Below are 26,098 nucleotides of genomic sequence, written 5' to 3'. Positions count from 1 at the left end.
GCCATGACCATCCACGGTAGTGCAGATCACTCTCGGTCAGGAGAGGACCGCCCACACGATCTTCCCGTGGGGCGAGAGCGCGGACCAGCCCCAGCGAAGGCTCAGTGAGTCGACGATGTGGAGACCCAGGCCGCCGGTATCCAGGAGCCCAGAGTATCTCAGCGCGGGCACCGAGGACCCGGGATCGGCGAAGGCGCTGGCCACCAGGCGGCCGCGGCGCACCAGCGACATGTGCACGGGACCGAGCCCGCAGGGGTCGTCCGCGCGCAGGCCGTGCCGCAGCGCGTTCGTGGCCAGCTCGGAGACCACCAGCTCCATGTTCTCGGCCGGCTCGCTCAGGCCCCACGCGGCCAGCACCCCGGCGGCGTAGCTGCGCGCGCAGTGCACGGACGAGGCGGTGGGAGGGAGCACGAAGGTGGCGCTCGCGGACGGACCAGGCTCGAGGAGGTCGCGCGCCGCCTCCGGCCACCAGCCGACAGGGGGCCACCAGTCGAACGTGGTCCACTGGCCGGCTGCCGTGGTGGATTGCACGTTGATCATTGTGCGGCAAACTCTCGTGCACTTGCAAGAGCGAATGCACGTGCAGACACGGTGTGCAAGCGCTACGGTTTCCCTTCAAAGGGTCAATCAGTGGGAAAGGGGATCTTGTCCGCGGCCCATGATCTTTCGGCCGTGAAGTGACAGACTGTGTGACAAGGAAACGACCAAGGAGCACCACGTGTCCATCGATCCGCCCGGTTCAGTTTCGACCGTTCGGCGCATCATGCTCGGTGCGAGCCTGCGGCGCCTGCGCGAGAAGCGCGGGCTCACGCGCGATCAGGCCGGATTCCACATCCGTGCCTCCGAGTCCAAGATCAGCCGTATGGAGCTCGGGCGCGTCGGTTTCAAGACACGTGATGTGGAGGACCTGCTCACGCTGTACGGCGTCATCGACAACGCCGAACGCCGTGCCCTTCTGGAGATGGTCCGAGAGGCCAACACCCCCGGCTGGTGGCAGAACTATTCGCAGGAGCTGCCGAACTGGTTCACCACCTACGTGGGGCTGGAAGAGGCCGCGAGCATGATCCGTACGTACGAGGTGCAGTTCGTGCCCGGCCTGTTGCAGACGGCCGCGTACGCACGATCAGTGATCCAGCTCGGAAATCCCGACATGTCAGCCGATCGGATAGAACGCCGTGTGCATCTGCGCATGCAACGGCAGGAGCGTTTCACCAAGAACGACGGGCCGCGCCTGTGGGCGGTCATCGACGAGGCGACGCTCAAGCGGATCATCGGCGGCCGGAAGGTCATGGCCGAGCAACTCCGGCATCTGCTGGAGGTGGCGGCCCTGCCCAACATCACCCTTCAGGTGATGCCCTTCCGATACGGCATGCACGCCGCCGAGGGGGGCGCGTTCAGCATCTTGCGGTTTCCCGAGTCCGACCTGTCGGACGTCGTCTACGTCGAACAGCTCTGGGGTGCCCTGTACCTGGACAAGCGCGAGGACATCGATCCGTACCTCACGGCCATGGAGCAGCTGTGCGTGGAGAGCACCACGCCGGGGGGCACCGTCGAGCTCATCGGCGGCCTTCTCAGAAAGATGTAGATGAATCAGACCTATAACGGCATGCCCGCCGGCGATCTGTCCGGCGTGGCGTGGCGCAAGAGCCGCTACAGCAACTCGCAGGGCAACTGCGTGGAGCTCGCGAAGCTCCCCGACGGTGGGATAGCGGTGCGCAACTCCCGCTTCCCCGACGGCCCCGCGCTGATCTACACCCGCGACGAGATCCGGGCTCTGGTGCTCGGAGTGAAGGACGGAGAATTCGACGGCCTGCTGGTGTAACGCGCTGTTAACCTCCGGCGGGCCCGCTTAACCGGGCCGCGCCGGAGGCGTAACGGCCCCACCGACTCCTCCGGGCAGGATCGGGTCATGCTCGACCAGACGACGCTCTACCCGATCGCCGACGACGTGCTGTTCGCGCCCGGCGGCAAGGTCGTGATCCGCACCTACGGCGTGGCGCCCGCGGCCTCCGGCGGCTCGGTCTCGTACCGGACCTGGGTGACCGGCATCAGGGACCATCCGCGCTACTGGCGCTGGGGCCACTTCGAGGACGCCACCCGCGGGCACCGCAGTGTCCTGGAGTGGCTGACCGGGCGCGGCCCGCAGCCTGGCCAGGCGCAAGCCTGAGCCGGTGCTGGTCAGACCCCGCCGACCGGCGCGTTCCAGGTCCTGATCACCGGTTCGCCGTGCTCGAAGGCCAGCCGCGAGTACGTGCCGGTGTCCAGCTTGAACAGCCGGCCGTCCGCCGGGGGCAGGCGCAGCCAGCGCGCGGTGAGCACCCGCAGCAGATGACCGTGCGCGACCACCGCCACCCGCCCGTGGACCCGCCGGCACCGCTCGATCACCCGGTCGGCGCGGGCGCCCACCTCGGCGGCGCTCTCGCCCGGGGTGCCGCCCGGTGGGACGCCGTCGCGCCACAGGTACCAGCTGGGCCGGTCCTTCCTGATGTCGGGGGTGGTGATGCCCTCGTAGCCGCCGTAGTCCCACTCCCACAGATCCGGATCGACCTCGTACGAGCTGAGGCCGGCCAGGTCGGCGGTGCGGGTGGCGCGCCGCGCGGGCGAGACCACGACCAGCTCGGACGGGCTCTCCCCGAGCACCGGGATGAGCGCCTTGGCCTGCTCCTCGCCGCGCGGGGTCAGCGGCACGTCGGTCCGGCCGGTGTGCCTGCCCGTCCTGCTCCACTCCGTCTCGCCGTGGCGGAGCAACACCATCTCGTCCATGGGTCCATCATCCGCCACCCCGGTTTCAGGTGGCCGGGGCGCCCTGATCGGCGTCGGCGGGAGGCTCGGACCGGCTCGCCCTGAGGAGCGGGACCGCCGCCGCCAGCACCCCCGCGGTGGCCGGCACGGCGAGCCACGACCGGCCGGCGCCGGCCAGGGCGAGCAGGGTCTCGAGGACGGACCCGACGGTCGCCGCCAGGGCGACGAGCATGACCAGCGTGCCGCCCGAGCGGCCGAGCAGCCGGGGCGGCGTGATCGCCTGCCGGTGGCTGAGCAGCGCGATCGCCGCCGTCGCCGCGCCGGCCAGCGGCAGCGCGTGGCCGAGCACGTATCCGGCGGCCCCGGACGGGAACGCGAGCAGGAGCGCGAACGGCTGGGTCGCGAGGACGGCGAACCACGCCAGCCGGAGCGCGCCCACGCGGCGGTGCAGCATGACCGCGGCCGGCGCGCCCACCAGGGGCGGCGCGAGCATGGTGACGAGGTCCCACCCGTCCGCCAGCCCGTCCGGCCGCGGGGCGTCGATCAGCTGCCCCAGGGCCGCCAGCGCGACGAGATAGCCGGCGATCGCGGCGAGCACCGGATGCCGGAGCGTGAACCGCACCCCGGCCACCGCCTCCGGCCACACCCCCTCCCTCGGCGGCGCCGGATCCTCGGGCACGTCCACGTACCGGAACAGCAGCGCCGAGACCGCGAACCCCACCGCCGGCACCACGAGCACGACCACGACGGCCGCCGTGGACGGCAGCCCCGTGGTGACGGCGAAGCCGAACGTCCCCACCGACGCGATCCCGTACAGCCACGCGTTGACCGGGACGAACCGGTGCCGCCCGGTCACCGCCGGCAGGTAGGCCTCCAGCGCCAGCGCGCCCGTGACGGCCACCAGGGTGACGGCCCCGATCGCCAGCGTGACGTGAGCCGTCGTGACGGCGCCGGCCAGGGCGGCGACCGCGAGCGAGCCGAGCGCGACCGCCCCCGCCACCCCCGACCAGACCAGCGCCGACCGGCGTGCCGCCCGGTCCACGAGCACCCCCATCGGCACCGGCAGCAGGAACGCCAGCAGCCCGGCCGGCAGGATCACCAGCCCCAGGGATTGGAAGCCTCCCTCGCCCAGGAACATGAGGGTGACACCGACCAGGCTCGCGTCGGCCCACAAGGCCATCTGGAGGACCGTGCCGCCCGCGACATAGCGGGCGAGCGGCCGGCTGGAGGTGATCATCAAGGCATCCTTCCACCGCGGCCCTTCGAGTAGGGTCACGAATCGACTCATGATCGTGCGAAAGGGGATCGCGATGGAGCCGGTGGCGGTCGGTCTGGTCGGGGCGGGCCCGTGGGCGGAGATGGCGCACGCGCCGATGCTGGCCGCGGGCCCGCACACCAGGCTCGCCGGGGTCTGGGCGCGCAGGCCCGAGGCGGCGGCGCGGCTCGGCGCACCCGTGTTCGAGCGGGTGGAAGAGCTGTTCGACGCATGCGAGGCGGTCGCGTTCTGCGTGCCGCCCGCGGTCCAGGCCGAGCTGGCGGTACGTGCCGCGCGGGCGGGCAAGGCGCTGCTGCTGGAGAAGCCGCTCGGCGACTCCCTGGAGAGCGCGCGGCGGGTCGCCGACGCGGTCGCCGAGTCGGGCGTGCCGAGCCAGATGGTGCTCACCCTGCGGTACGCGGCCGGCACCCGGACCTTCCTGGACCGGTGCCGGGAGATCGAGCCGTTCGGCGGGCACGCCGCCAACATCTCCGGCTCCCTCGTCGGCGACCACCCGTTCGCCACCCCGTGGCGGCTGGAACGCGGGGCGCTGCTCGACGCGGGGCCGCACATGGTGGACCTGATGGACGCCGCGCTCGGCCGGATCACCGGGGTGCGCGCGCACGGCGACCCGCTGCGCTGGGCGGGGCTGCTGCTGGAGCACGAGGGCGGCGCGGTCAGCGAGGTGTCGCTGAGCCAGGCCGCCGTCGGCGACCTGCCGCCCGCGAGCGTGGCCGTGTACGGCGGGAAGGGCGTCGCGGTGCTGGGGTCCGGCGGCGGCGACGCGTTGCCCCGGGTGGCCGAGGAGTTCGCCAGGACGGTGCGGCAGGGCGGCGGCCACCCGCTCGACGCCGCCCGCGGCCTCCGCGTCCAGGAGGTGCTCGAAGAAGCGGAATCACAGCTCCGTACCCCTTGACGCGGGCGCCTCCAGGAGGATTGATAGCGTTTGTCCGACGCGCAGTGCTGCAGCGAAGTCCGGTGCGAGTCCGGCGCTGTCCCGCAACTGTCATAGCCAGGTCGCCTGCCTCTGCGTGACGTCATCAACCCTCGTGGAAAAGGGTGATCCGTCGCTCATCGCGGGTCTCTCGGTTCCGACAGTGTGAAAGGACTACTCGTGAGGCCCGTACGCAAGGCGCTCGCGGGCGCGCTGCTGGGAACGCTCGTCCTGACCGCATGCGGCCAGACCGGCACGACAGCCACCTCCGCCCCCGCCACCAGCCAGCCCTCCTCCAGTCAGGCCGGCGCCGGCTTCCCCGTGACGGTGGAGGCCGCCAACGGCGAGATCACCATCGAGAAGAAGCCGGAGCGGATCGTCTCCCTGTCGGCCGCCCACACCGAGACGCTGTTCGCCATCGGCGCCGGCCCCCAGGTGATCGCCGTCGACGACCAGTCGAACTACCCGCCCGAGGCCCCGAGGACCGACCTGTCGGGCTTCAAGCCGAACGTCGAGGCCATCGTCGCCCAGAAGCCCGACCTGGTCGTGGTCTCCGACGACATGGACCAGGTGATCGCCGGGCTGGCCAAGCTGAACGTCCCCGTGCTGTGGGAGCCGTCCGCCAAGACCCTCGACGAGGCGTACGACGAGATCACCGACCTCGGCGCGGCCACCGGCAACCTGGAGAAGGCCGAGGAGGTGGTCACCACCATGCGGACCACCCTGGACCAGCTCGCCGCCGACGCCCCCAAGGGCAAGGGCCTGACCTACTACCACGAGCTCGACCAGACCCCGTACGCGGCCACGTCCACGACCTTCATCGGCCAGATCTACGCCCTCTTCGGCCTCACCAACATCGCCGACAAGGCCCCGGACGCGGCGGGCGGCTACCCCAAGCTGTCCACCGAGTTCATCGCCCAGGCCGACCCCGACCTGATCTTCCTGGCGGACGTGAAGTGCTGCCAGCAGAACAAGGAGGCGCTCGCCAAGCGGCCCGGCTGGAAGAACCTGTCCGCCGTCAAGAACGACCTGGTGATCGAGCTCGACGACGACATCGCCTCCCGCTGGGGGCCGCGCGTCGCCGACCTGGCGCGGACCGTCGGCGACGCGGTCGCGAAGGCGGCCTCCGAATAGTGCTCGCCGAGCAGGCCACCGGGCGGACCGAAGGGCGGGACCCGGTGGCGCACGTCAAGCCCGCCAGAGCCCGGCCGGTGTGGCTGGCCGGGGCGCTGGCGCTGCTGGCCGTCGTCATGATCGCCGGTCTGCTGGGCGGCGCCGCCGACATCGCGCCCTGGCAGGTCGTCCTCCAGGTGGCCGACTGGCTGCCGTTCGTGTCGGCCGACGCCGGGCTGACGCCCGTCGAGCAGGGGCTGCTGTACGAACTGCGGCTGCCCAGGGTGCTGCTGGCGGCCGTGGTCGGCGGGCTGCTGGCCATGGCCGGGGCCGGCTACCAGGGCGTCTTCCGCAACCCGCTGGCCGACCCGTACCTGCTGGGCGCCGCGGCCGGAGCCGGGCTGACCACGACCGTGGCCGTCGTGCTGCTGCCGGGGTCCGCGCTCACCACCCCCGTCGCGGCGTTCGCGGGCGCGGTCGGCGGCGTGTTCCTCGCCTACGGGCTGGGCAGCGCCGCCGGCCGGACCGGTGGCACGGCCACGCTGGTGCTGGCCGGGGTGGCCGTCACCTCGTTCCTCACCGCGATCCAGACGTTCGTGCAGCAGCTCGGGGTGGAGGAGCTGCGGCGGGTCTACTCCTGGATCCTGGGCGACGTCGGCGGCGGCTGGGAGCAGGTGCGGCTCGTGCTGCCGTACGCGGTCGTCGCCGCGGCGGTGCTGCTGGCGCACGGGCGGATGCTCGACGTGCTGGCCGTCGGCGACGAGGAGGCCGGGGCGCTCGGCGTGCGGGCCACCCGGGTCCGGTTCGTGGTGCTGCTGGCCGCCTCCCTGGCCACGGCCGCGGCGGTGGCGGTGAGCGGGCTGATCGGGTTCGTCGGCATCGTCGTGCCGCACGCGGTGCGCCGGCTGGCCGGCGGCTCCTACCGCAGCGTGCTGCCGCTGTCGCTGATCGGCGGCGCCGCGTTCCTGGTCCTCGCCGACCTGCTCGCGCGCACCGTCATCGCCCCCGCCGAGCTGCCGATCGGAGTCGTCACCATGTTCGTGGGCGCGCCGTTCTTCGTGGCCGTGCTGCGCATGACGCGGGGGACCGCCACATGATCCGGGTCAAGGAACTGTCGGTACGGCTCGGCGGGCGCGAGGTGCTCGACGGGGTGGACGTCGACGTGTCGCGGGGCGAGTGGCTCGCGGTCGTCGGGCCCAACGGCGCCGGCAAGTCCACGCTGCTGAAGGCCGTCATGGGCGTGCTCGCCCACCGGGGCGAGGTGGTCCTCGACGACCGGCGGGGGAGCGGGCTCAAGCCGCGCGAGCGGGCCCGGCTGGTCGCCTACGCGCCGCAGACCCCCGCGCTGCCGCCCGACATGACGGTCTTCGACTACGCGCTGCTCGGCCGTACCCCGTACATCCCGTACTTCGGGCGGGAGAGCCGCAGGGACCGGGAGATCATCGCGGGCGTGCTGGCGCGGCTGGGACTGACCGGGTTCGCCGCCCGCAGGGTCGGCGAGCTGTCCGGCGGTGAGCGGCAGCGGGTGGTGCTCGCCCGGGCGCTCGCCCAGCAGGCGCCGGTGCTGCTGCTCGACGAGCCCACCACCGCGCTCGACCTCGGGCACCAGCAGCAGGTGCTGGAGCTGGTGGACCGGCTGAGGACCGCCGACGGCCTCACCGTGATCACGACGCTGCACGACCTGACCCTGGCCGGCCAGTACGCTGACACGCTCCTGCTGCTGGCCGGCGGCCGGTCCGTGGCGCGGGGCAGGCCGGCCGAGGTGCTCACCGGTGCCCTGGTCGGCGAGCACTTCGACGCCCGTGTCATGATCGAGCCGGGCCCCGGCGGGCGGCCCGTCGTGCACCTGGTCAGGGGAGAGACGTGAAGCTCGGCTACCGCGTCGAGGACGGCGACCGGCTCGGTTCGCTGCTGTGGGAGTTCGGGCCGGGCTGGCGGATGATCTCCTCGGCGATGCTCGGCGGCGGCATCGGGCCGCGCACATGGGTGCTGAACGCCCAGGTCGTGGCCGGCTACGCGCGCATGGACCCGGTCGACCACCTGGCCGAGCTGGGGCCGGGCGGCGACGGCGTCGGCATGATGACGGCGGCCTCCGTCGACCGCTGCACCAGCGCCGCCGACGGCGGGGCCGAGGCGGTGGCCACGGTCGGGTTACGCGTCCCGACCTGGGCGGCGGCCCCCGAAGGCGCGGCCGACCCGGAGCTGGCCCCGATGGTCGGCACCGTCAACATCGTCGCCACGTTGCCGGTGGCGATGACGGACGCCGCCCTGGTCAACGCCGTCATGACGATGACCGAGGCCAAGACGCAGGCCCTGCTGGAGGCGGGCTACCCGTGCACCGGCACCGCCTCGGACGCGGTCTGCCTCGCCGTGCCGGACTCCGGCCCGCAGGAGTTGTTCTGCGGGCCCCGCTCCGAGTGGGGCGCCCGGCTGGCCCGCGCCGTCCACGCCGCCGTCAGGCAGGGCGCGGTGTCGTGGCGTCCCGGCTACCGGAAGCCGGGGGCCGAGCTGAGTTGATCTTGAACAAGGTGTAACGCCGCACGGCTGTCGCGCGATAGGGCCACGTGAGGGGTTCATACGTCGGGGGAAGTACTGCAACCGCTTCTTCATACGCGGATCTATTGACTTACGACAGGTGATTGGGACCCTGGTTCTAACCCTTCGTGCGGGAGCGGTGATGGCACGTCTCACAGTGCTGGCGGGCGGTGTCGTGGTGACGGTCGCCCTGCTCGCCATACCCGCGACGGCCCACGAGCATCCCAGCGGCATCACCGATCTGGTGACCCCCGCCGTGGTGCGCGTCGAGGCGGTCTCCCACGTCGAGATCACGCTTCTCGACCACGTCAGCCAGCTGCGTCACGTGGAGCGTTCCTACGATTTCCCCATCGGCCAGGGCACCGGCATCGTCGTCAACCCCGACGGCGCGATCGTCACGCTCACCAGCGTGGTCAAGACCGACGACGAGGACGTCGCCGTAAGGGCGGCCAACAAGGTCTTCGCCGAGCACCACGACGTGAAGGTCCCGCAGGACGACAAGCGCCACTCGGTGGACGACGACCCGATACTCGACCGCCACCTCAAGGACTGCTACCCGCCGAAGAGGTCCACCGCGACCTGCATCATCGACGTCACCACCGACATCACGATCTTCCCGAACGTCTCGCCCGCCGACACCGACGGCTTCAAGGCCGAGCTGGTGCGGGCCGGTTCCGGCCCCGACGCCCCGGCCGTGCTGATGCCCGTCGCCCGCGCCGTCGGCAGCGTCGGCATGCCCACCGCTCCGCTCGCCGAGCAGGTGCCCGACCAGCAGGGCGCGCCCACCAGCGTGGCCGGCTTCCTCGGCCGGCCCGGCCCCGACGTGCAGACCACCGTCGAGATCGCCCACCTGGGCAAGGGCGGCGGCGCCGGCGAGAAGGGCCGGCCGTTCGGCGACCCGGACAAGAAGGTCGACGAGCCCGCCAAGCTGGGCGGCCTGGCCGACCGCGGCCTGGCCGGCGCCCCCGTCATCGGCGACAAGGACGGCCACGTCGTCGGGCTGCTCATCGGCGGCGGCAAAGAAGCCAAGATGATCGGCGTACGGGAGATCACCTCGACCCTGTCGAAGGCCGGCATCGCGGCGCGCAGGGGCGCGATCGACGCCGCCTTCGAGGCGGCGCTGACCCGCTACCACACCAAGTACTACACCGAGGCCGCGCCGGGCTTCCAGCGCGTCCTGGAGCTCTACCCGGGCAACGTGGTGGCCGCCGACCTGCTCAAGGTCGCGCTCGCCAAGCGGGGCGGCCCGGAGGACGAGGGCACCAAGCGGACGGTCGCGCCGGCCTCCTCCGGCCTGCCGCTGTGGCCGTTCATCGTCGCGGCGAGCGTGCTGTTCCTCGCCGCGGCCGTGGGCGCGTTCCTGCTGTGGCGGCGCCACCGGGCCGGAGACCGGGCCGACGACCGGGCCGACGACCGGGCCGACGACCACGGGCAGGCCCCGCCGCTCGTCCCCCCGCAGCAGGCATACGACGAGGGCGCCGACCAGACGGTGATGGTGCGCAGATCGCCGCAGTTCACGGCGGTCCCGCAGCAGCAGCAGGTGCTGACCGCGCAGGAGTCCTCGGTCAAGTTCTGCACGGCCTGCGGCATGCGGCTCGGCCAGGCGCACCGGTTCTGCGGCTACTGTGGCCAGCCCATCGAGACGTCGTGATGCACGTGAACGACAGGGCGCTCATCGGTCAGGAGGTGGCCGGCTACTACGTCGAGGACATCATCGGCAAGGGCGGCATGGCCGTCGTCTACCTGGCGCTGGACCCGAGGTTGAGCCGCCGCGTCGCCCTGAAGATCCTCAACCCGGTGCTGAGCGTCGACGACCGGTTCCGCCAGCGGTTCATCCTGGAGTCCCGCACGGTCGCCAGCATCGAGCACCCCAACATCATCCCCATCTACGAGGCCAACGCCGACGCCGACGGCGTCCTCTACATCGCGATGCGCTACGTCGACGGGCTCGACCTGCGCCGGCTCATCTACGACCGGGGTCCGCTGCCGCTCGACCAGGGCACCAGGATCTTCGCCCAGGTGGCCGCCGCCCTCGACACCGCGCACGCGCACGACCTGATCCACCGCGACGTGAAACCGGCCAACATCCTGCTGGCCGCCGACCACGTCTACCTCACCGACTTCGGCATCACCAAGCACCGCACGTCGATCTCCGGGCTGACGCAGACCGACCAGTTCATCGGCACGCCCCGCTACATGTCGCCCGAGCAGATCAACAAGGAGCACATCGACGGCCGGGCCGACCAGTACGCGCTGGCGTGCGTGGTGTACGAGGGGCTGTCGGGGCGCCTGCCGTTCCAGCGCGACAACGACATCGCGCTGCTGTGGGCGCACCTGGCCGAGCAGCCGGTGCCGCTGACGCAGCTGCGGCCTGAGCTGCCGCTGGAGGTCGACGGGGTGATGATGCGGGCCCTGGCCAAGGCGCCCGAGCAGCGCTTCCCGTCCTGCGCGGCGTTCATCGTGGCGCTGCGCGAGGCGATCACCGGCTCGCCCGCCGACTCGGGCGCCTTCACCGGCCCCCGCACCGGTCCTGGCACCGGCTACGGCTCCGGTCCCCACTCGGGTCCCCACTCCGGCCCGCACTCGGGTCCGCATTCGGGTCCCCACTCCGGCCCGCACTCGGGCGCGCGGCCTGTCGGCGTCGGCCCCGGTCCGGGCGCGCACTACGGTCCCGGTCCTGGTTCCGGCCCGCACTCCGGTCCCGGCACGGGTCCCGGTTCCGGCCCGCACTCCGGTCCCCATCCCGGCTCTCCGTACGGTTACGGGGAAGGGCCGCACACCGGACCCGGCAGCAGCGGGCCGGCGACGGGCCCGGGGACCGGCGTGTCCGCGCGCCCCGCACGCCGCCCCGGCAGGCTGCCCATCGTCGCGGCCACCCTCACCGCGGCGGTCGCCGCGCTGGCGCTGGTCGTGATGATCGTCTTCATGCAGCGCGGCGAGTCGTGGACGCGTTTCCAGGACACCGCCGCCGCCCCGGTCACGTTCGAGTACCCGGCCGGCTGGACCGCCCGCACGCACGCCGACCTGTTCGCGATCGCCTCCCCGCGGGCCGCCGAGTTCGAGTCGATGTTCGTCTCCGGCGCCAGCGCCGACTGGTCGCAGGTGAACAAGGTCATCACCGGCGATCCCGAGAACGCCGTGGGCGTGTACGTCCAGGTGTCCGACACGCTCGACCCGGGCGCCTCCCGTGAAGAGATGAAGGCCATGATGGAGGGCCTGCTGCCGGGCGAGGTCCAGGTGACGGCGCCGGTGCCCGACCGGGCGGGCAACAGCGACGCGACCCGCTACGACGGCACCCTGCGCGACCGCAACAGCGGCAACCAGCTGGGCTTCGTCAGCTACGTCATCGCCCACCGCCCCAAGCCGGTCCTGGTCCTGTACTTCTGCGCGCAGCACCGCTGCGACGACGAGACGCAGGTGCGGGTGCGTCAGAGCGTGCAGGTCTCCTGACCATCCGCTTGCACCTGACTTGCGTACGGCTTGACCTGCCTGTTCGGCGGCTGTTCACGAGCTCCCGCGACCTTTACCCTTCGGAAGCTGTGGGCATCAAAATCGTGATCGTGGACGACCAGGCGATGGTCAGGGCAGGGCTGCGCATGGTCGTGGAGAGCGACCCGGGCATGGAGGTCGTCGGCGAGGCCGCCGACGGCCGCGAGGCCATCGCCGTGGCCCGGCGCGTCAGGCCGGACATCGTGCTGATGGACATCTCCATGCCGCGCCTCGACGGGCTGAGCGCGACCAGGGAACTGCTCGAAACCCCGTCGCCGCCGAAGGTCATCACGCTGACGACGTTCGACACCGACGAGAACCTGTGGGCGGCGCTGCGCGCCGGCACCAGCGGGTTCCTGCTGAAGGTGTCGCCGCCGGAGCAGCTCATCGAGGCCATCCGCATCGTGCACGCCGGTGACGCGCTGCTCGACCCGGCCGTCACCAGCCGGGTGATCGCCTCGTTCGCGGGCCGGTCGGAGCCGACGCCGTCGCCCAGGCTGTCGGAGCTGACGCCGCGCGAGCTGGAGGTGCTGCGCCTGCTCGCCCGCGGGCTCACCAACGCCGAGATCGCCGGGCAGCTGTACGTGGGCGAGGCCACGGTCAAGACGCACGTGGCGCGGGTGCTCATGAAGCTGGCCCTGCGCGACCGGGCCCAGGCGGTCGTGTTCGCGTACGAGTCGGGCGTGGTGCGGCCCGGCACCGCGGCCTGATCTCAGCATGCGAGAGGGTTTGGCGGGGGATTCGGGTCGTATGTGTATATTTTTCGTCATAAGGCGGTAGCGACAGGAGATATTTCATGCACGCGTTCCCCAGGGTGCTGTTCGACGAGGCCCACAGCGAGTCGTGGACCATCCGGCGCGAGGTCGCCGAGGCCGTGAACCCCGCACACCCCGACGACTCCAGCTACGCCCGCGCCGCCGAGCTGCTGCGCCACCTCGGGCACACGGTGACCGCCCACGCCGAGGGCCCGCTCGACCCTGGAACGCTCCGCGACCACGACGTGCTGGTCATCGCCCACCCGGCGGGCGAGCGCTGGGAGCGCACCACCGGCGGGGGCGGCCCGCTGCTCTCCCCGCAGGAGCTGGACGCCGTGCGTGACTTCGTCGCCGAGGGCGGCGGGCTCGTCGTGCTGGCCGAGGAGGAGCAGGACAAGTACGGCAACAACCTGGCCGAGCTGCTCGCCCGCTTCGGCGTGACCGTCCAGCACACCACCGTGCGCGACCCGCGCCACGCCCACCGCGGCGTCGCCTCCTGGGTCGTCGCCCCGCCCGCCACCGGCGACGGGCTGCTCGCCGGGGTCAAGGCCGCCTGCTTCTACCGCTCCGGCGTGCTCACCACCCAAGACGCCACCGCCGAGGACGCCACCGTCCTGTTCGCCACCTCCCCTGACGCGGACCCGGCGGGCGCGCCGCTGGCCGTGGCGCTCCCGTACGGGCAGGGCAGGGTCGTGGTGTTCGCCGACTCCGACCTGTTCGGCGACGACTCCATCGACGACTACGACCACCGCACGCTGTGGGGCAACGTCATCACCTGGGCCGCCCGCGTGCCGGCCGACGCGCCGGCCGCCGCGGCCGGGTCCGGTCCCAAGGCCGCGCTGTTCGGCGAGCTCAAGGCCCTGGTCGAGGAGCTGCGGCCGCTCCAGGTCAAGGACGGGTCGGTGCCGGAGGACAAGGGCCGGGCCAAGGAGCTGGTCGCCGCCGTCGCCGCCAAGGTGGGCGAGCTGGCGCCGCACTTCCCGCACGACGCCGCGTACCTCGAAGCCGTCCAGGACGACCTCGCCCGGTGGGCCGGACAGGACCTCGGCGTGCCCGACTTCCTCGCCTCGCTCGACCGCTTCCACCCCGACACCCAGCGCGTCGACGGCCTCGAACACCTCGTCGTGTTCCCCATGTACACCCAGAACGGCAACCCCGACCGCAACCTGGAAGCCGTCTGGATCCGTACGATCTGGCCGGACTGGCTGGCCGAGCTGGAGGCCGGCGGCTACGACAACCCCATGTTCGTGCCGATCGCGTTCGAGGACTTCACCTCCGGCTACGACACCCACTCGGCCGTGCTCTTCCCCGAGACGGTCGCGGTCCGGCAGGCGCCCGCCCGCTTCACCTGGGGCGGCATCTTCGCCGACCGCGAGTCCGCCCGGTTCCGCCGGGTGTCCAGGGCCGCCGTCGACACGCTCAAGCTCGACCTGCCGCCGGACGCCGCCCGCCTGCTCGCCTCGCAACGGCTCGCCCAGGACACGTTCGTGCTGTGGGACCTCGTGCACGACCGCACCCACAGCCACGGCGACCTGCCGTTCGACCCGTTCATGATCAAGCAGCGGATGCCGTACTGGCTGTACGCGCTGGAGGAGCTGCGCTGCGACCTGACCGCGTTCGGCGAGGCCGTCAAGCTGGAGCGGCGGGGCGTGCCGCACGCCCGGTACGTCCAGCACGCGATCCTGTTCGACCGGCTGTTCCGGTTCCCGATCACCGGCCCCCGGGTGCGCAACTACGACGGGCTCGGCGGCCAGCTGCTCTTCGCCTACCTGCACCGCAACGACATCGTGCGGTGGACCGACAACCGCCTGTCCATCGACTGGGACCGGGTCGCCGGCGGCGTCGCCGACCTGCGCGGCGAGGTGGAGAAGCTCTACCGCGACAGCATCGACCGCTCCAAGGTCGCCCACTGGCTGGCCGCGCACGAGCTGGTGAGCGCCTACGTCGCGCCCGACCCGTCCTCCCTCTGGGCCAGGGGCGTCGACGCGCTGCCCGCCGAGCAGAAGGCGAAGGTGGACGCGGTGCTCCCCGACGAGTTCCCCCTGAGCATGTTCTACGAGGCGCTGCGCCGTAAGCTGGCCGATGTGGTCGAGTCGACGAGGGGGATCAGGGCATGATCATTCTGGTCACGGGGGCCGCCGGCCCCACCGGCGCCGCCGTCCGCGAACACTTCGCCAAGCAGGGCCACACCGTGATCGGCGTCGACAAGCACGACGTCGACCTGCTCGACCGGGCCGCCGTCGAGGCCCTCGCCGCCCGCGTCGAGGCCGAGCACGGCCACGTCGACGGCGTCGTCCACCTCGTCGGCGGCTGGCGCGGCGCGTCCACCTTCGGCGAGATCGACCTCGCCGACTGGGACACGCTGCACGACCTGCTCGTCCGCACCCTCCAGCACGTCTCGCTGGCCTTCGAGCCGCTCCTGCGCAAGAGCGCGAACGGCCGGTTCGTGATCGTCTCCGCGAAGGCCGCCCAGCGTCCCACCGCCGGCGGCGCCCCCTACGCCGCGGCCAAGGCCGCCGCCGAGGCGTGGACCCTCTCGCTCGCCGACGCGCTGCGCGACACCTCGTCCGCGGCCGTCATCCTCGTCGTCAAGGCCCTGGTCAACGACGCCATGCGGGCGGCCAAGCCGAAGGCGGCGTTCGCCGGGTTCACCGACGTGCGCGACCTCGCCGAGGCGATCGGCCGCCTCTACGACCAGCCCGCCACCCAGCTCAACGGCACCAGATTGGACCTCACCACGTGACCGTCCGGCACGACCCCCGGCTCAAGGGCTTCGCCAGCGACAACTACGCCGGAGTGCACCCGGAGATCCTCCAGGCCATCGCCGACGCCAACGGGGGCCACCAGACCTCCTACGGCGACGACGTCTACACCGAGGCGCTGCAGGAGGTCTTCCGGCGACACTTCGGCGACACGGCGCGGGCCTGGCCGGTCTTCAACGGCACCGCCGCCAACGTCGTCTCACTGCGCGCGATGACCGCCCACTGGGAGGCGGTCGTCTGCGCCGAGACCGCCCACATCAACACCGACGAGGGCGGCGCCCCCGAGGTCGCCGGCGGCATCAAGCTGCTGACCGTCCCCACGCCCGACGGCAAGCTCACCCCCGAGCTGATCGACCGGCAGGCGTGGGGGTTCGGCGACGTGCACCGCGCCCAGCCCAAGGTGGTGTCCATCTCCAACACCACGGAGCTCGGCACCGTCTACACCCCCGGCGAGATCGCCGCGATCTGCGCGCACGCGCACGACCTCGGCCTGCTCGTCCACCTCGACGGCTCCCGCCTCACCAACGCCGCCGCCGCGCTCGACGTGCCGCTGCGGGCGCTCACCACCGACGCCGGCGTCGACGTGCTCTCCTTCGGCGGCACGAAGATCGGGCTGCTGTACGGGGAAGCGGTCGTGGTGCTCAACCCCGGGGCGGCCACCGGCGTCGACTACATCCGCAAGACGTTCATGCAGCTGTCGTCCAAGATGCGGTTCGTCTCGGCGCAGTTCGAGGCGCTGCTCACGGACGACCTGTGGCTGCGCAACGCGCGCCGGGCCAACGCCATGGGACGGCGGCTCGCCGAGGCCGTCAGGCACCTGCCCGGCGTCGAGGTGCCGCGCCCGGTCGAGGCCAACGCGGTCTTCGCGATCCTGCCGAAGGACGTCACCGCCCGGCTGCAGAAGCGCTTCCGCTTCTACACCTGGGACGAGTCCACCGGCGAGGTGCGCTGGATGTGCGCCTGGGACACCACCGAGGACGACGTCGACGCCTTCGCCGCCGCACTCGCGGAGGAACTCGGCGCCTGAGCCCGGGGACGGGACGTCAGCGGAGCGCGAGGCGGGCGGCCTGCCAGCCGCCCACCCCGTGCACGCCGGGCCCCGGCGGGGTCGAGGCCGAGCAGAGGAACACCCCCCGCAGCGGGGTGCGCCAGGGCGCGGGCGACCACACCGGCCGCTTCAGGAACTGCCCCAGGCTCGCCAGCCCGCCGCCGATGTCGCCGCCGACCAGGTTGGGGTTGGCCGCCTCCAGCTCGGCCGGCCCCATCGCGTGACGGGCCAGCACCCGCTCGCGGAAGCCCGGCGCGTACCGCTCGATCTGCGCCTCGATCGGGCCTGTCATGTCCACGGTCGAGCCGTTGGGGACATGACAGTAGGCCCACAGCGTGTGCCCGCCCCGCGTCGGATCCGCCGCGTACGGCTGCACCAGCAGCACGTACGGCCTGGGGGAGTGGCGGCCGGCGGCCGTCTCCGCCTCGCTCAGCGCGATCTCCTCCATCGTGCCGCCCAGATGGACGGTGCCCGCCGCCGCCACCGCCGGGTCGCGCCACGGCACCGGCCCGTCCAGCGCCCAGTCCAGCTTGAACACCCCCGGCCCGTGGCGGAACCGGGCCAGCCGGTCACGGTAAGCAGGCGGCAGGTCGGCCATCTTGAGGAACTGGCGCGGCGACACGTCGAGCACCACCGTCTCCGCGTCGAGCTCGGCCAGCCGCCGCACCCGGTGGCCGGTCACCGCCTCGCCGCCCAGCTCGCGCAGCCGCGCCACCAGGGCGTCGGCCAGCCGCTGCGAGCCGCCCCGCACCACCGGCCAGCCGACCAGGTGGGCCGTGGCCGCGAGCATGAGCCCGTAGCCGCTCGTGATCGGCGCCCGCAGGTCGAGCAGGGAGTGCGCGGCCATGCCCGCCAGCACCGCGCGCCCTTCCACGGTGCGGAACGCCAGCCGCCCCAGCGTCGTCGCGGGCAGCGCCGCCGCCGCGCCGAACCGGGCCGCCGCGGCCAGCGCGGACGGCCGCGCCAGCCCCGCCGGCCACGGCCCGAGCGGTCGCAGCAGCAGGTCCACCAGCGGGAACCCGGCTCTCGCCGCCGCTCCCGCCGTCGCCCGCCACGCCGCCGCGTCGCGTCCCAGCCCCGCCGCGGTACGGCCGGCGTCACGGTGCACGAGCACGGCGGGACGGTCGTCCAGCGGGTGGGCGGCGGGCAGCGGCGGGTGGGCGTACTCGACGCCCTTCAGCTTCAGGTCGCGCAGGGCGGGGGAGGCCAGCGCCATCGCCATCACGGTCGCGCCCACGTCGTGGACCAGGCCCGGCAGCGTCAGCTCCGCCGACCGCAGCCCGCCGCCGAACGCGTCGGCCGCCTCCAGCAGCAGCACCCGCCGCCCGGCCTCGGCCAGCTTGACCGCCGCGACCAGCCCGTTCGGCCCCGACCCCACCACGACCGCGTCAACGCTCACCCGCCCGCCTCCCGCTCATCGGACCCGAGTCCCCTGCCGTGTTCAGGTACCCCGAAGCGGGGCCCGCGAGAGGTCAGTCGAGGATCGAGGGGAACGGCTGCGCGTCGCGGTGGCGGAGCATGTCGGTCATCAGCTTGATCTCGCCCTGCTGCCCGGTGACGATCTTGCGGGCCATGCCGGTCACCTCGTCCCGGCCGGACAGCCGGAGCACGCCTTCGGCCATCTCCACCCCGCCCTCGTGATGGCGGATCATCAGCTGCAGGAACAGCACCTCGGCCTCGGTGCCCTCCAGCTCGCGGAGCTTGGCCAGCTCCTCGGCGGACGCCATGCCGGGCATCGGATCTCCGGGCCGCGCCGAGGAGGCGTGGGCGTGGCCGCTCATCCACGCCATCGACCGCATGTCGGTCGCCTGCGTCAGGCCCCACTGCTGCAGCCAGCCCAGGAACATGCCGCGCTGGTTGGCCTGGGTGTTGATGATGTCGAACGCCAGGGACCTGATCTCCCGGGACTGGCTCTTGTCCCTGATGGTGAACGACATGTCGACGGCCTGGGCGTGATGGGTCGCCATGTCGCGGGCGAAACCGGCCTCGGCGGAGTTGTCGCCGGGGGTGCCCCGGCCGCCGAAGAGGAGCAGCGCCGCCGCCGCGACGAGCACCAGCACGGCGACGACGGCGAACATTGAGTTACGAGCGGGCTTTTCCATGGCGTTGTCCAGCGTACCCATCGCCACGCGCGGGTCGTGATCGGACGCTTACAACGCTCTTATTCTCCGCATACGCCCGGAGGGCATAAAGTGACCCCTGTTGGTTCGCCGATGGAGGAACGATGACAAAGGAGAAGGCGCAGGCGCGGCGGGAGCATCTGCAGAGGATGCGCGCCGAGCAGCAGCGCAAAGAACGCCGCACCGCATTCCTGATGTGGGGGACAGGCGGTCTGGTCATCGTCCTGCTCGTCGGCGTGGTGGGCTTCTACCTGGTGAAGCAGGCGCGCGAGACGTCGCTCGACGCCGTGGTGAGCGTCAAGTACGACGGTGGCCAGCATGTCTGGAACAAGGTCGCGTACAAGGAGACCCCGCCCGTGGGCGGTGAGCACAACAACTACTGGCAGCAGTGCGACATCTACGACAAGCCCATCCACAGCGAGCACGCCGTCCACTCGCTGGAGCACGGCGCGGTCTGGATCACCTACCGTCCCGACCTGCCCGCCGACCAGATCGCGAAGCTGAAGGACGTGGCCACCAGCACCGGTCAGCAGGACTACATGCTGATGAGCCCGTTCGAGGGACTCCCGGCGCCGATCGTGGCCAGCACCTGGAACCACCAGCACAAGTTCGACAACCCTGACGACCCGAAGCTGGGCGCGTTCATCAAGCGCTACCAGAACGGCGCGGACACGCCCGAGCCGGGCGCGACCTGCGGCGGCCCCGACGCCATCGTCACCACCGCCGACCAGGCCCCCCTCCCGCCGGAGCCCACGGGCCAGAGCCAGACCCCGATGGACACGGCCTCTCCGCAGCCGTCGCAGTCCCAGCAGTAACCCGATCCTCCCGAAAGGCCCGGCCTCGACCGCCGGGCCTTTCGCGTTGCAGGATGGGCGGGTGATCCGGTTCGACGTGGTGACGCTGATCCGGGCGGCTCCCCGCCGGGTGTTCGAGGAGTCGCTGTCCGTGGAGGCCCACATGGCGTCCATGGCGGGCTCGGGGGAGCGGGCCGTGGGCGGGGTGACGTCGGGGCGGATGGGCCCCGGCGACCAGGTCACGTGGCGGGCCAGGCACTTCGGGGTCGCGTGGCGGATGACCTCGGTGATCAGCGCCTACGACGCTCCCGTGTTCTTCGTGGACGAGCAGGTCGCCGGGCCGTTCCGGAGGTGGCGGCACGAGCACCGCTTCGCGGACGACGGCGGCGGGGGCACGGTCATGCGTGACGCGGTGGAGTTCGCGGCGCCGCTGGGCGTCCTCGGGCGGGTGGCCGAGGCGGTGGTGCTGGGGCGCTACATGGAGGCGCTGATCGTGCGGCGCAACGCGCATCTGAAGGCGCTGCTGGAGGCTAGCTGAGCACCTCCTGCGGGGGCGTCCACTCCAGGCGGTGCGCCTGCGCGACCGGGCGGCTGGTCAGGTGGCCCTCGTGGGTGCTCAGGCCGAGCGCCAGCGCCGGGTCCCCGCGCAGCGCCGCGGCCCAGCCGAGGTCCGCGATCGCGAGCGCGTACGGGAGCGTCACGTTCGTCAGCGCGAACGTCGAGGTGTGCGGCACCGCGCCCGGCATGTTGGCCACGCAGTAGAAGACGGAGTCGTGCACCCGGTAGGTCGGGTCGGCGTGCGTGGTGGGACGCGAGCCCTCGAAGCAGCCGCCCTGGTCGATGGAGATGTCGACCAGCACCGAGCCCGGTTTCATCCGCGCGACCAGCTCGTCCGGCACCAGCTTCGGCGCCCTGGCCCCGGGCACCAGCACGGCGCCGATGACGAGGTCGGCCTCCAGCACCGCCCGCTCGATCTCCAGCGTGTTCGACGCCACCGTCTGGCAGTGGCCCTGGTAGATCAGGTCGGCCTGGCGGAGCTTGTCGACGTTCTTGTCCAGCAGCAGCACCTCGGCCTGCATGCCGAGGGCGATCGCGGCCGCGTTCATGCCCGACACGCCCGCGCCGATGACCACCACGTGCGCGGCCCGCACGCCGGACACGCCGCCCATGAGCACGCCCCTGCCGCCCCGCGAGCGCATCAGATGGTACGCGCCCACCTGCGGGGCGAGCCTGCCCGCCACCTCCGACATCGGGGCGAGCAGCGGCAGCCCGCCGCCGGGCGTCTGCACCGTCTCGTACGCGATGCCGGTGACGCCCGCGTCGAGCATCGCCTTCGTGCACGCCGGCGAGGCCGCGAGGTGCAGGTACGTGAACAGCACCTGGCCCTTGCGCATCCGGTGGTACTCCTCCCGGACCGGCTCCTTGACCTTGAGTATCAGCTCGCACCCGGCCCACAGCTCGTCGGCGTCCGGCAGGATGGCCGCGCCCACCGCCTCGAAGTCCTCGTCGGGGAGCGACGAGCCGGCGCCCGCGCCCCGCTCGACGAACACCTGGTGGCCGTGGCGCACGAGCTCGTGGGCGCCCGCGGGGGTGAGGGCCACGCGGTACTCGCCGTCCTTGACCTCGCGGGGAACACCGACCTTCATGAGGACACTCCCTTTCCCGGGCAGGCGCGCGGTTGCCGTAATTCTTTCTCCATCCCCGGCTTCTGAACACGAACTCGAGAAATGTTCGGCTGATTACCCGGCACCGACCGGTCCTCGATAAGCTCACCGCAGCCCGTAGTCAGGATGGGGACGTCGACGATGGACAAGGCGGAAGAGCCGCCCAAGGCAGCGGATCCGGGGCCGCCGAGGGCCAGCAAGGTCACCACCGTCATATTGATCGTCTCGCTCGTCCTGATCGTGCTCATCGCCGGCGTGCTCGGCACCGTCGCCGTCCTGATGACCCGGACGCCCGACGCCCCGCTCCTCGGCGGCGCCCCGCCGCAGCGGCTGTCCACGCCGATCCACTTCGCCCCCGTGCGCGAGACCAAGGCCGCGCCGTGCCCCGGCGAGGAGGCGGCGCTCGACGACACGCAGACCACCTGTTACCTGCTGGAGGACGGCGTCACGGTCAACGCCGTGCAGGCCGTCGAGGCGGTCCGCGGTCGTGACGGCACCTACTCGGTGCGCATCGCGGTCGCTCCCGCGTACAAGCAGAAGCTCGTCGACCTCATCGACGAGCAGGTGTCCGACCAGCGGCAGATCGCCGTCGTGCTGGTGCCGCGCACGGTCCTGGCCGCGCCCATCGTGACCCAGGGCATGGACGGCGACAGCCTGAGCATCGCGGGGATGACCCAGCAGGAGGCCGAGGCGCTGGCCACCCGCGTGCTCGGCGACGCGGCCCCGCCCTCCTCGCCGCCCGCCTCCACCGATCCGGCCGGTACGGGTGACCCCGCCGGCACGGGTGACCCCGCCGGCACGGGCGATCCGACCGGCACCGGCGACCCGGCCGGGACCGGCCAGACGACGGGCACCGGGACCCGGACCCCCGACCAGCGGTTCGCGAGCTGCCAGGAGGCCACGGCCGCCGGCTTCGGCCCCTACACCAAGGGCACGCACGAGGAGTACGCGTGGTACGCCGACGTCGACGGCAACGGCGTCGCCTGCAACTCCGGCGACCTGCGCTAACTGAAGAACCCGCCCACCCAGTCGATCGCGAAGTAGGCCGCGAACACCAGCGACACCACCCACAGCAGCCACGGGATCTCGCCGAACTTCCCCCGCGCCGCCTTGATCAGCGTGTAGACGATCACCCCGGCGCCCACCCCGTTGGTGATCGAGTACGTGAACGGCATCAGCGCGATCGTCAGGAAGGCCGGCAGCGCCAGATCCGGATCGTCCCACGGCACGTTCTTGCTCTGCATCATCATCAGCGCCCCGACCAGCACCAGCGCGGGCGCGGCCGCCGCCGCGGGCACCACCGCGGCCAGCGGGGTGAACAACAGCGCCAGCGCCATCACCGCCCCGGTGACCAGGCTCGCCAGGCCGGTCCGCGCGCCCTCGCCGACGCCCGCCGCCGACTCCACGAACACCGTGTTCGCCGAGGAGCTCGACACCCCGCCCATCATGGCGGCCACGCCGTCCACGGTGAGGATCCGGCCCAGCCGCGGCACCCGCCCCCGCTCGTCCACGAGCCCGGCCTCGTCGCTGACGCCGATGATCGTGCCCATCGCGTCGAAGAACCCCGACAGCACCAGCGTGAACAGCACCACGGTCGCGGTCAGCGCGCCCGCCGTGACGAACCCGCCGAACACGTCGACCTGCCCGACCAGCCCGAAGTCCGGCGCCGACACCACCGACTCGGGCACCCGCGGCGCCACCACCCCCCAGTCGGCCTGGTCGATCGTGGCCACCGAGTTCACCACGATCGCCACGATCGCCGTCACCACGATGCTGATCAGGATCGCCGCCGGCGTGCGCCGCGCGTACAGGGCGATCATCAGCAGCAGCCCGAAGCAGAACACCGCCACCGGCCATCCGGTCAGGTGGCCGGTCGCGCCGAGCTGCACCGGCGTGCCCGAGCCGCGCGTCACGAAACCGGAGTCCACCAGCCCGATCAGCGCGATGAACAGCCCGATCCCGACGCTGATGGCGTGCTTGAGCGCCAGCGGGATCGAGTTCATGATCAGCGCGCGCAGGCCGCTCACGGCCAGCACGATGATGACCGCGCCTTCCAGCACGACCAGGCCCATCGCCTGGGGCCAGGTCATGTGCGGGGCGGCCTGGTAGGCGACCACCGCGTTCAGCCCCAGGCCCGCGGCCAGCGCCAGCGGCGCGTTGCCGACCAGGCCCATGAGCAGCGTCGAGATCGCCGCGGTCAGCGCGGTCGACGTGGTGAGCTGCGCGATGGTCAGCTTGGCGCCGGTGACGTCATGGGCGCCCGCGAGGATGATCGGGTTGAGCAGGATGATGTACGCCATGGCCATGAACGTGGTGACACCACCGCGCACCTCACGGCCGACGGTGCTCCCCCGCCGGGACAGCTCGAAGAACCTGTCGAGCACCGGCATCCCCCTTCAGCGACGCGGGGGATCGCCCGGTGCCCTACCCGGCGGGGGAACCGATCATGCCTTCTCGTGCCTGCCGCCGCCGACCAGCGCGGCGAACTCGTCCAGCCCGATCCGGCCGTCGCCGTCGCGGTCGGCGGCCTCGATGAACGCCTCGATCTCCGCCTCCGAGGCGCCCAGGCCGCCCATGGCCTCGTTGGCCTTCCTGATCTCGGCGGTCGTCAGCAGACCGTCGCCGTCGGCGTCGAACCGCTCGAACTCCGCCTTGGCCGCCTCGCGTGCGTCAGCCATAAGGGTCCTCCCCGTGGTCGTTCAGCCCCCGATGTGGGCCAAGGCGATATCTTCGGGTCTTATCGGAACGCGCGTCAACCGCAGGCCGGTCGCCGCGCGCACCGCGGCCGCGATCGCGGGGGTGGAGGAGAGTGTCGGGGGCTCGCCGGCGCCACGCAATCCGTACGGGGCAGCCGGGTCTGGATTTTCCAGGATTTTCATCGTCATGGGCGGCATGTCGAGAATGGTGGGGATCAGGTAGTCGGTGAAGGACGGGTTCAGCACCCTGCCGTCCCTGACCTGGATCTCCTCCATCAGGGCCAGCCCGAGGCCCTGCGCCGACCCGCCGTGGATCTGGCCCTCCAGCGCCTGCGGGTTCAGGATCCGGCCGACGTCCTGCACGGCCGCCAGCTCGACCACCTTGACCAGGCCCAGCTCCACGTCCACGTCCACCACCGCCCGGTGCACGCAGAGCGCGAGCTGGGTGTGCGAGTCGCCCTGCCCGGTGAGCGGGTCCAGCGGGAACGTCGGCCGGTGCCGGAACTCCCGCGTCTCCTCGACGGGCCCGAACTTCTCCAGCGCCTCCCGCACGGGCAGCCCGCCGAACCGCTCGCGCACCGCCTCGCAGGCCGCCTTCACCGCGCCGCCCGTCACGTACGACTGGCGCGAGGCCGACGACGAGCCGGCCGACCCGACCGAGGTGTCGGCGGTCGCCACCGTCACGTGCTCCACGCCCAGCTCGGTGCGGGCGATCTGGGCCTGGATCGTCACCAGCCCCTGGCCCACCTCGGCCGCCGCGGTGTGCACGGTGACGTGCGGCTCGCCGTTGACCAGCTCGGCCCGCACCCGGGCCGTGGAGTAGTCGTCGAACCCCTCCGAGAAGCAGATGTTCTTGATCCCGACCCCGTACCCGACGCCGCGCCGCACCGACTCGCCGTGCGTGGTCTGCGACACGCCGCCCGGCAGCCCGCGCAGGTCGTCGCCGGCGGGCGGCGGCAGCGGGAACGACTCCAGCTCGCGCAGCATGTCGGCGAGCGGCGCCGGCGAGTCGATCACCTGCCCGGTGATCAGCGCCGAGCCCTGCGACACCGCGTTGCGCCGCCGGATCTCCACCGGCGACAGACCGCACGCCTCGGCCAGGCGGTCCATCTGCGACTCGTACGCGTAACACGCCTGCACCGCGCCGAACCCGCGCATCGCGCCGCACGGCGGGTTGTTGGTGTAGACGCCGGTGGCCTCCACCAGCACGTTCGGCACCTCGTACGGGCCCACGCCGAGCGAGGCGGCGTTGCCCACCACGGCGGGGGAGGAGGAGCAGTAGGCGCCGCCGTCCAGCAGGATGGCGGCCTTGACGTAGACGAGCCGGCCGTCGCGGGTGGCGCCGTGCTCGTACCGCATCCGCGCAGGATGGCGGTGCACGTGGCCGAAGAACGACTCCTCGCGCCCGTACACGATCTTGACGGGACGGTTCAGCCGGAGCGCCAGCATGCACGCGTGCACCTGCATCGACAGGTCCTCGCGGGCGCCGAACGCGCCCCCGACCCCGGCCAGCGTCAGCCGCACCTTCTCCGGCGGCAGCCCCAGGCAGGGGGCGAGCTGGTCGCGGTCCACGTGCAGCCACTGGGTGGCGATGTAGAGGTCGACGCCCCCGTCCTCGGCAGGCACCGCCAGCCCCGACTCCGGGCCGAGGAACGCCTGGTCCTGCATGCCGACCTCGTACTCGCCGCTGACCACGACCTGTGCCTCGGACGCGGCCTCGAACACCTCGCCCGTACGCACCGGCTGGTGGCGCACCAGCTCCGTCGCCAGGCGCGGGTCCGTCACGGCCTCGCGCACCTCGTAGTCCACCACGATCGCGTCCGCCGCCCGCCGCGCGGTCTCCGGATGGTCGGCGGCCACCAGCGCCACCGGCTCGCCCTGGTAGCGGACCTGGTCGACGGCGAGCACCGGCTGGTCCTTGCACTCCAGCCCGTAGAACTTCTCGCCCGGCACGTCCTCGTGCGTCATGACCGCGCGCACGCCAGGGACGGCCAGCGCCGGCCCCACGTCGATGGACCTGATCCACGCCGACGGGTGCGGGCTGCGCAGCGTCGCCCCCCACACCATGCCTTCGAGCCACAGGTCAGAGGCGTAGGCGAACTCGCCCGTCACCTTGAGCACCGCGTCCGGCCGCCGCGCGCTCTCGCCGACGCCCAGCCGCAGCGAACTCGCCGTCTCCGTCATCCTTCGA

Annotated in this window: 26 protein-coding genes; 17 read left to right on the top strand and 9 right to left on the bottom strand. The window is 72.3% G+C overall.

Going from position 1 to position 26,098, the window contains the following annotated elements:
- Positions 1-36 precede the first annotated feature (36 nt).
- Complete coding sequence (locus tag KME79_RS13835) at positions 37-540, bottom strand: ATP-binding protein (protein WP_148032927.1); 504 nt, start codon at positions 538-540, stop codon at positions 37-39.
- A 178-nt stretch (positions 541-718) separates the two neighbouring features.
- On the opposite strand from KME79_RS13835, the gene KME79_RS13830 reads away from it, so the two are divergent.
- The 3 genes from KME79_RS13830 to KME79_RS13820 all read left to right on the top strand — a co-directional run bounded on the left by KME79_RS13830 (position 719) and on the right by KME79_RS13820 (position 2,167).
- Positions 719-1,585: a Sco1979 family transcriptional regulator gene (locus KME79_RS13830; protein WP_504739474.1), complete on the top strand. Its 867-nt coding sequence runs from the start codon at positions 719-721 to the stop codon at positions 1,583-1,585.
- A complete protein-coding gene (locus tag KME79_RS13825; RefSeq protein ID WP_148032926.1) occupies positions 1,586-1,822 on the top strand; it encodes a DUF397 domain-containing protein in 237 nt (78 codons plus the stop codon).
- An 87-nt stretch (positions 1,823-1,909) separates the two neighbouring features.
- Positions 1,910-2,167, top strand: coding sequence for a hypothetical protein (locus tag KME79_RS13820; RefSeq protein ID WP_148032925.1), 258 nt, complete (start codon positions 1,910-1,912; stop codon positions 2,165-2,167).
- 11 nt (positions 2,168-2,178) lie between these two features.
- Here KME79_RS13820 and KME79_RS13815 read toward each other — a convergent pair whose 3' ends face one another.
- Entirely contained in the window at positions 2,179-2,763 is a 585-nt protein-coding gene (locus KME79_RS13815) for a histidine phosphatase family protein (protein ID WP_219544762.1), read from the bottom strand.
- A 25-nt stretch (positions 2,764-2,788) separates the two neighbouring features.
- Positions 2,789-3,979 carry an MFS transporter gene (locus tag KME79_RS13810; RefSeq protein ID WP_219544761.1) on the bottom strand — a complete coding sequence of 397 codons (1,191 nt, stop codon included), beginning with the start codon at positions 3,977-3,979 and terminating at the stop codon, positions 2,789-2,791.
- Between the two features lie 49 nt (positions 3,980-4,028).
- On the opposite strand from KME79_RS13810, the gene KME79_RS13805 reads away from it, so the two are divergent.
- From KME79_RS13805 to KME79_RS13755, 11 genes are all read left to right on the top strand, one after another.
- Entirely contained in the window at positions 4,029-4,913 is an 885-nt protein-coding gene (locus tag KME79_RS13805) for a Gfo/Idh/MocA family protein (protein ID WP_246639783.1), read from the top strand.
- Between the two features lie 198 nt (positions 4,914-5,111).
- Positions 5,112-6,065 (top strand): ABC transporter substrate-binding protein, encoded by a 954-nt coding sequence (locus KME79_RS13800; RefSeq protein ID WP_219544760.1) that lies wholly within the window; start codon positions 5,112-5,114, stop codon positions 6,063-6,065.
- A 44-nt stretch (positions 6,066-6,109) separates the two neighbouring features.
- The gene (locus KME79_RS13795) at positions 6,110-7,141 is read left to right on the top strand and encodes a FecCD family ABC transporter permease (protein ID WP_187281443.1); all 1,032 of its coding nucleotides are present in this window, start codon (positions 6,110-6,112) and stop codon (positions 7,139-7,141) included.
- Positions 7,138-7,911 carry an ABC transporter ATP-binding protein gene (locus KME79_RS13790; RefSeq protein ID WP_148032921.1) on the top strand — a complete coding sequence of 258 codons (774 nt, stop codon included), beginning with the start codon at positions 7,138-7,140 and terminating at the stop codon, positions 7,909-7,911. Before KME79_RS13795 ends, KME79_RS13790 begins: the two co-directional genes overlap by 4 nt.
- On the top strand, positions 7,908-8,561 hold the full coding sequence (locus tag KME79_RS13785; RefSeq protein WP_219544759.1) for an adenosylcobinamide amidohydrolase: 654 nt from the start codon (positions 7,908-7,910) through the stop codon (positions 8,559-8,561). The genes KME79_RS13790 and KME79_RS13785 overlap by 4 nt, the downstream gene beginning before the upstream one ends.
- Positions 8,562-8,721: 160 nt before the next feature.
- Entirely contained in the window at positions 8,722-10,230 is a 1,509-nt protein-coding gene (locus KME79_RS13780) for a tetratricopeptide repeat protein (protein ID WP_219544758.1), read from the top strand.
- Positions 10,230-12,029, top strand: a complete 1,800-nt coding sequence (locus tag KME79_RS13775; RefSeq protein WP_219544757.1) for a serine/threonine protein kinase — start codon at positions 10,230-10,232, stop codon at positions 12,027-12,029. The genes KME79_RS13780 and KME79_RS13775 overlap by 1 nt, the downstream gene beginning before the upstream one ends.
- Positions 12,030-12,118: 89 nt before the next feature.
- Positions 12,119-12,778 (top strand): response regulator, encoded by a 660-nt coding sequence (locus tag KME79_RS13770; protein ID WP_148032917.1) that lies wholly within the window; start codon positions 12,119-12,121, stop codon positions 12,776-12,778.
- Positions 12,779-12,864: 86 nt separating this feature from the next.
- On the top strand, positions 12,865-14,940 hold the full coding sequence (locus KME79_RS13765; protein ID WP_219544756.1) for a DUF6421 family protein: 2,076 nt from the start codon (positions 12,865-12,867) through the stop codon (positions 14,938-14,940).
- On the top strand, positions 14,937-15,566 hold the full coding sequence (locus KME79_RS13760; protein WP_219544755.1) for an SDR family NAD(P)-dependent oxidoreductase: 630 nt from the start codon (positions 14,937-14,939) through the stop codon (positions 15,564-15,566). Before KME79_RS13765 ends, KME79_RS13760 begins: the two co-directional genes overlap by 4 nt.
- Positions 15,563-16,612: a threonine aldolase family protein gene (locus KME79_RS13755; RefSeq protein WP_219544754.1), complete on the top strand. Its 1,050-nt coding sequence runs from the start codon at positions 15,563-15,565 to the stop codon at positions 16,610-16,612. The genes KME79_RS13760 and KME79_RS13755 overlap by 4 nt, the downstream gene beginning before the upstream one ends.
- A gap of 16 nt (positions 16,613-16,628) precedes the next feature.
- Here KME79_RS13755 and KME79_RS13750 read toward each other — a convergent pair whose 3' ends face one another.
- Both KME79_RS13750 and KME79_RS13745 read right to left on the bottom strand, forming a co-directional pair.
- Positions 16,629-18,032, bottom strand: coding sequence for a phytoene desaturase family protein (locus KME79_RS13750; RefSeq protein ID WP_219544753.1), 1,404 nt, complete (start codon positions 18,030-18,032; stop codon positions 16,629-16,631).
- A 73-nt stretch (positions 18,033-18,105) separates the two neighbouring features.
- Positions 18,106-18,711: a DUF305 domain-containing protein gene (locus tag KME79_RS13745; protein WP_148032912.1), complete on the bottom strand. Its 606-nt coding sequence runs from the start codon at positions 18,709-18,711 to the stop codon at positions 18,106-18,108.
- A 146-nt stretch (positions 18,712-18,857) separates the two neighbouring features.
- On the opposite strand from KME79_RS13745, the gene KME79_RS13740 reads away from it, so the two are divergent.
- The gene (locus tag KME79_RS13740; protein ID WP_148032911.1) at positions 18,858-19,568 is read left to right on the top strand and encodes a thioredoxin-like domain-containing protein; all 711 of its coding nucleotides are present in this window, start codon (positions 18,858-18,860) and stop codon (positions 19,566-19,568) included.
- 61 nt (positions 19,569-19,629) lie between these two features.
- On the top strand, positions 19,630-20,085 hold the full coding sequence (locus KME79_RS13735) for an SRPBCC family protein (protein WP_271276349.1): 456 nt from the start codon (positions 19,630-19,632) through the stop codon (positions 20,083-20,085).
- On the opposite strand, the gene ald is transcribed toward KME79_RS13735, so the two are convergent.
- A complete protein-coding gene (ald, locus tag KME79_RS13730; protein WP_148032909.1) occupies positions 20,078-21,193 on the bottom strand; it encodes an alanine dehydrogenase in 1,116 nt (371 codons plus the stop codon). The two genes, KME79_RS13735 and ald, sit on opposite strands and share 8 nt — an antisense overlap.
- A gap of 159 nt (positions 21,194-21,352) precedes the next feature.
- Here ald and KME79_RS13725 point away from each other — a divergent pair, with 159 nt between their 5' ends.
- Positions 21,353-22,219: an excalibur calcium-binding domain-containing protein gene (locus KME79_RS13725; RefSeq protein WP_219544752.1), complete on the top strand. Its 867-nt coding sequence runs from the start codon at positions 21,353-21,355 to the stop codon at positions 22,217-22,219.
- Here the strand turns inward: KME79_RS13725 and KME79_RS13720 are convergent.
- The 3 genes from KME79_RS13720 to KME79_RS13710 are packed head-to-tail and all read right to left on the bottom strand — an operon-like array spanning position 22,216 to position 26,091.
- Positions 22,216-23,601 carry an NCS2 family permease gene (locus KME79_RS13720; protein ID WP_219544751.1) on the bottom strand — a complete coding sequence of 462 codons (1,386 nt, stop codon included), beginning with the start codon at positions 23,599-23,601 and terminating at the stop codon, positions 22,216-22,218. The genes KME79_RS13725 and KME79_RS13720 overlap by 4 nt on opposite strands.
- A 54-nt stretch (positions 23,602-23,655) precedes the next feature.
- Positions 23,656-23,889, bottom strand: a complete 234-nt coding sequence (locus KME79_RS13715; protein WP_148032906.1) for an EF-hand domain-containing protein — start codon at positions 23,887-23,889, stop codon at positions 23,656-23,658.
- 21 nt (positions 23,890-23,910) lie between these two features.
- Positions 23,911-26,091 (bottom strand): xanthine dehydrogenase family protein molybdopterin-binding subunit, encoded by a 2,181-nt coding sequence (locus tag KME79_RS13710; RefSeq protein ID WP_219544750.1) that lies wholly within the window; start codon positions 26,089-26,091, stop codon positions 23,911-23,913.
- Positions 26,092-26,098: the final 7 nt, after the last annotated feature.

This window comes from Nonomuraea harbinensis (assembly GCF_019396385.1).
Taxonomy (GTDB): domain Bacteria; phylum Actinomycetota; class Actinomycetes; order Streptosporangiales; family Streptosporangiaceae; genus Nonomuraea; species Nonomuraea ferruginea.
This window is presented reverse-complemented; position numbering and strand designations above follow the sequence as displayed.

Coding starts and splice junctions, on each gene's coding strand:
- KME79_RS13835 (WP_148032927.1), bottom strand. CDS start 540: ATGATCAACGTGCAATCCACCACGGCAGCCGGCCAGTGGACCACGTTC.
- KME79_RS13825 (WP_148032926.1), top strand. CDS start 1,586: ATGAATCAGACCTATAACGGCATGCCCGCCGGCGATCTGTCCGGCGTG.
- KME79_RS13820 (WP_148032925.1), top strand. CDS start 1,910: ATGCTCGACCAGACGACGCTCTACCCGATCGCCGACGACGTGCTGTTC.
- KME79_RS13815 (WP_219544762.1), bottom strand. CDS start 2,763: ATGGACGAGATGGTGTTGCTCCGCCACGGCGAGACGGAGTGGAGCAGG.
- KME79_RS13810 (WP_219544761.1), bottom strand. CDS start 3,979: ATGATCACCTCCAGCCGGCCGCTCGCCCGCTATGTCGCGGGCGGCACG.
- KME79_RS13805 (WP_246639783.1), top strand. CDS start 4,029: ATGATCGTGCGAAAGGGGATCGCGATGGAGCCGGTGGCGGTCGGTCTG.
- KME79_RS13790 (WP_148032921.1), top strand. CDS start 7,138: ATGATCCGGGTCAAGGAACTGTCGGTACGGCTCGGCGGGCGCGAGGTG.
- KME79_RS13780 (WP_219544758.1), top strand. CDS start 8,722: ATGGCACGTCTCACAGTGCTGGCGGGCGGTGTCGTGGTGACGGTCGCC.
- KME79_RS13775 (WP_219544757.1), top strand. CDS start 10,230: ATGCACGTGAACGACAGGGCGCTCATCGGTCAGGAGGTGGCCGGCTAC.
- KME79_RS13765 (WP_219544756.1), top strand. CDS start 12,865: ATGCACGCGTTCCCCAGGGTGCTGTTCGACGAGGCCCACAGCGAGTCG.
- KME79_RS13760 (WP_219544755.1), top strand. CDS start 14,937: ATGATCATTCTGGTCACGGGGGCCGCCGGCCCCACCGGCGCCGCCGTC.
- KME79_RS13745 (WP_148032912.1), bottom strand. CDS start 18,711: ATGTTCGCCGTCGTCGCCGTGCTGGTGCTCGTCGCGGCGGCGGCGCTG.
- KME79_RS13740 (WP_148032911.1), top strand. CDS start 18,858: ATGACAAAGGAGAAGGCGCAGGCGCGGCGGGAGCATCTGCAGAGGATG.
- ald (WP_148032909.1), bottom strand. CDS start 21,193: ATGAAGGTCGGTGTTCCCCGCGAGGTCAAGGACGGCGAGTACCGCGTG.
- KME79_RS13725 (WP_219544752.1), top strand. CDS start 21,353: ATGGACAAGGCGGAAGAGCCGCCCAAGGCAGCGGATCCGGGGCCGCCG.
- KME79_RS13720 (WP_219544751.1), bottom strand. CDS start 23,601: ATGCCGGTGCTCGACAGGTTCTTCGAGCTGTCCCGGCGGGGGAGCACC.
- KME79_RS13715 (WP_148032906.1), bottom strand. CDS start 23,889: ATGGCTGACGCACGCGAGGCGGCCAAGGCGGAGTTCGAGCGGTTCGAC.
- KME79_RS13710 (WP_219544750.1), bottom strand. CDS start 26,091: ATGACGGAGACGGCGAGTTCGCTGCGGCTGGGCGTCGGCGAGAGCGCG.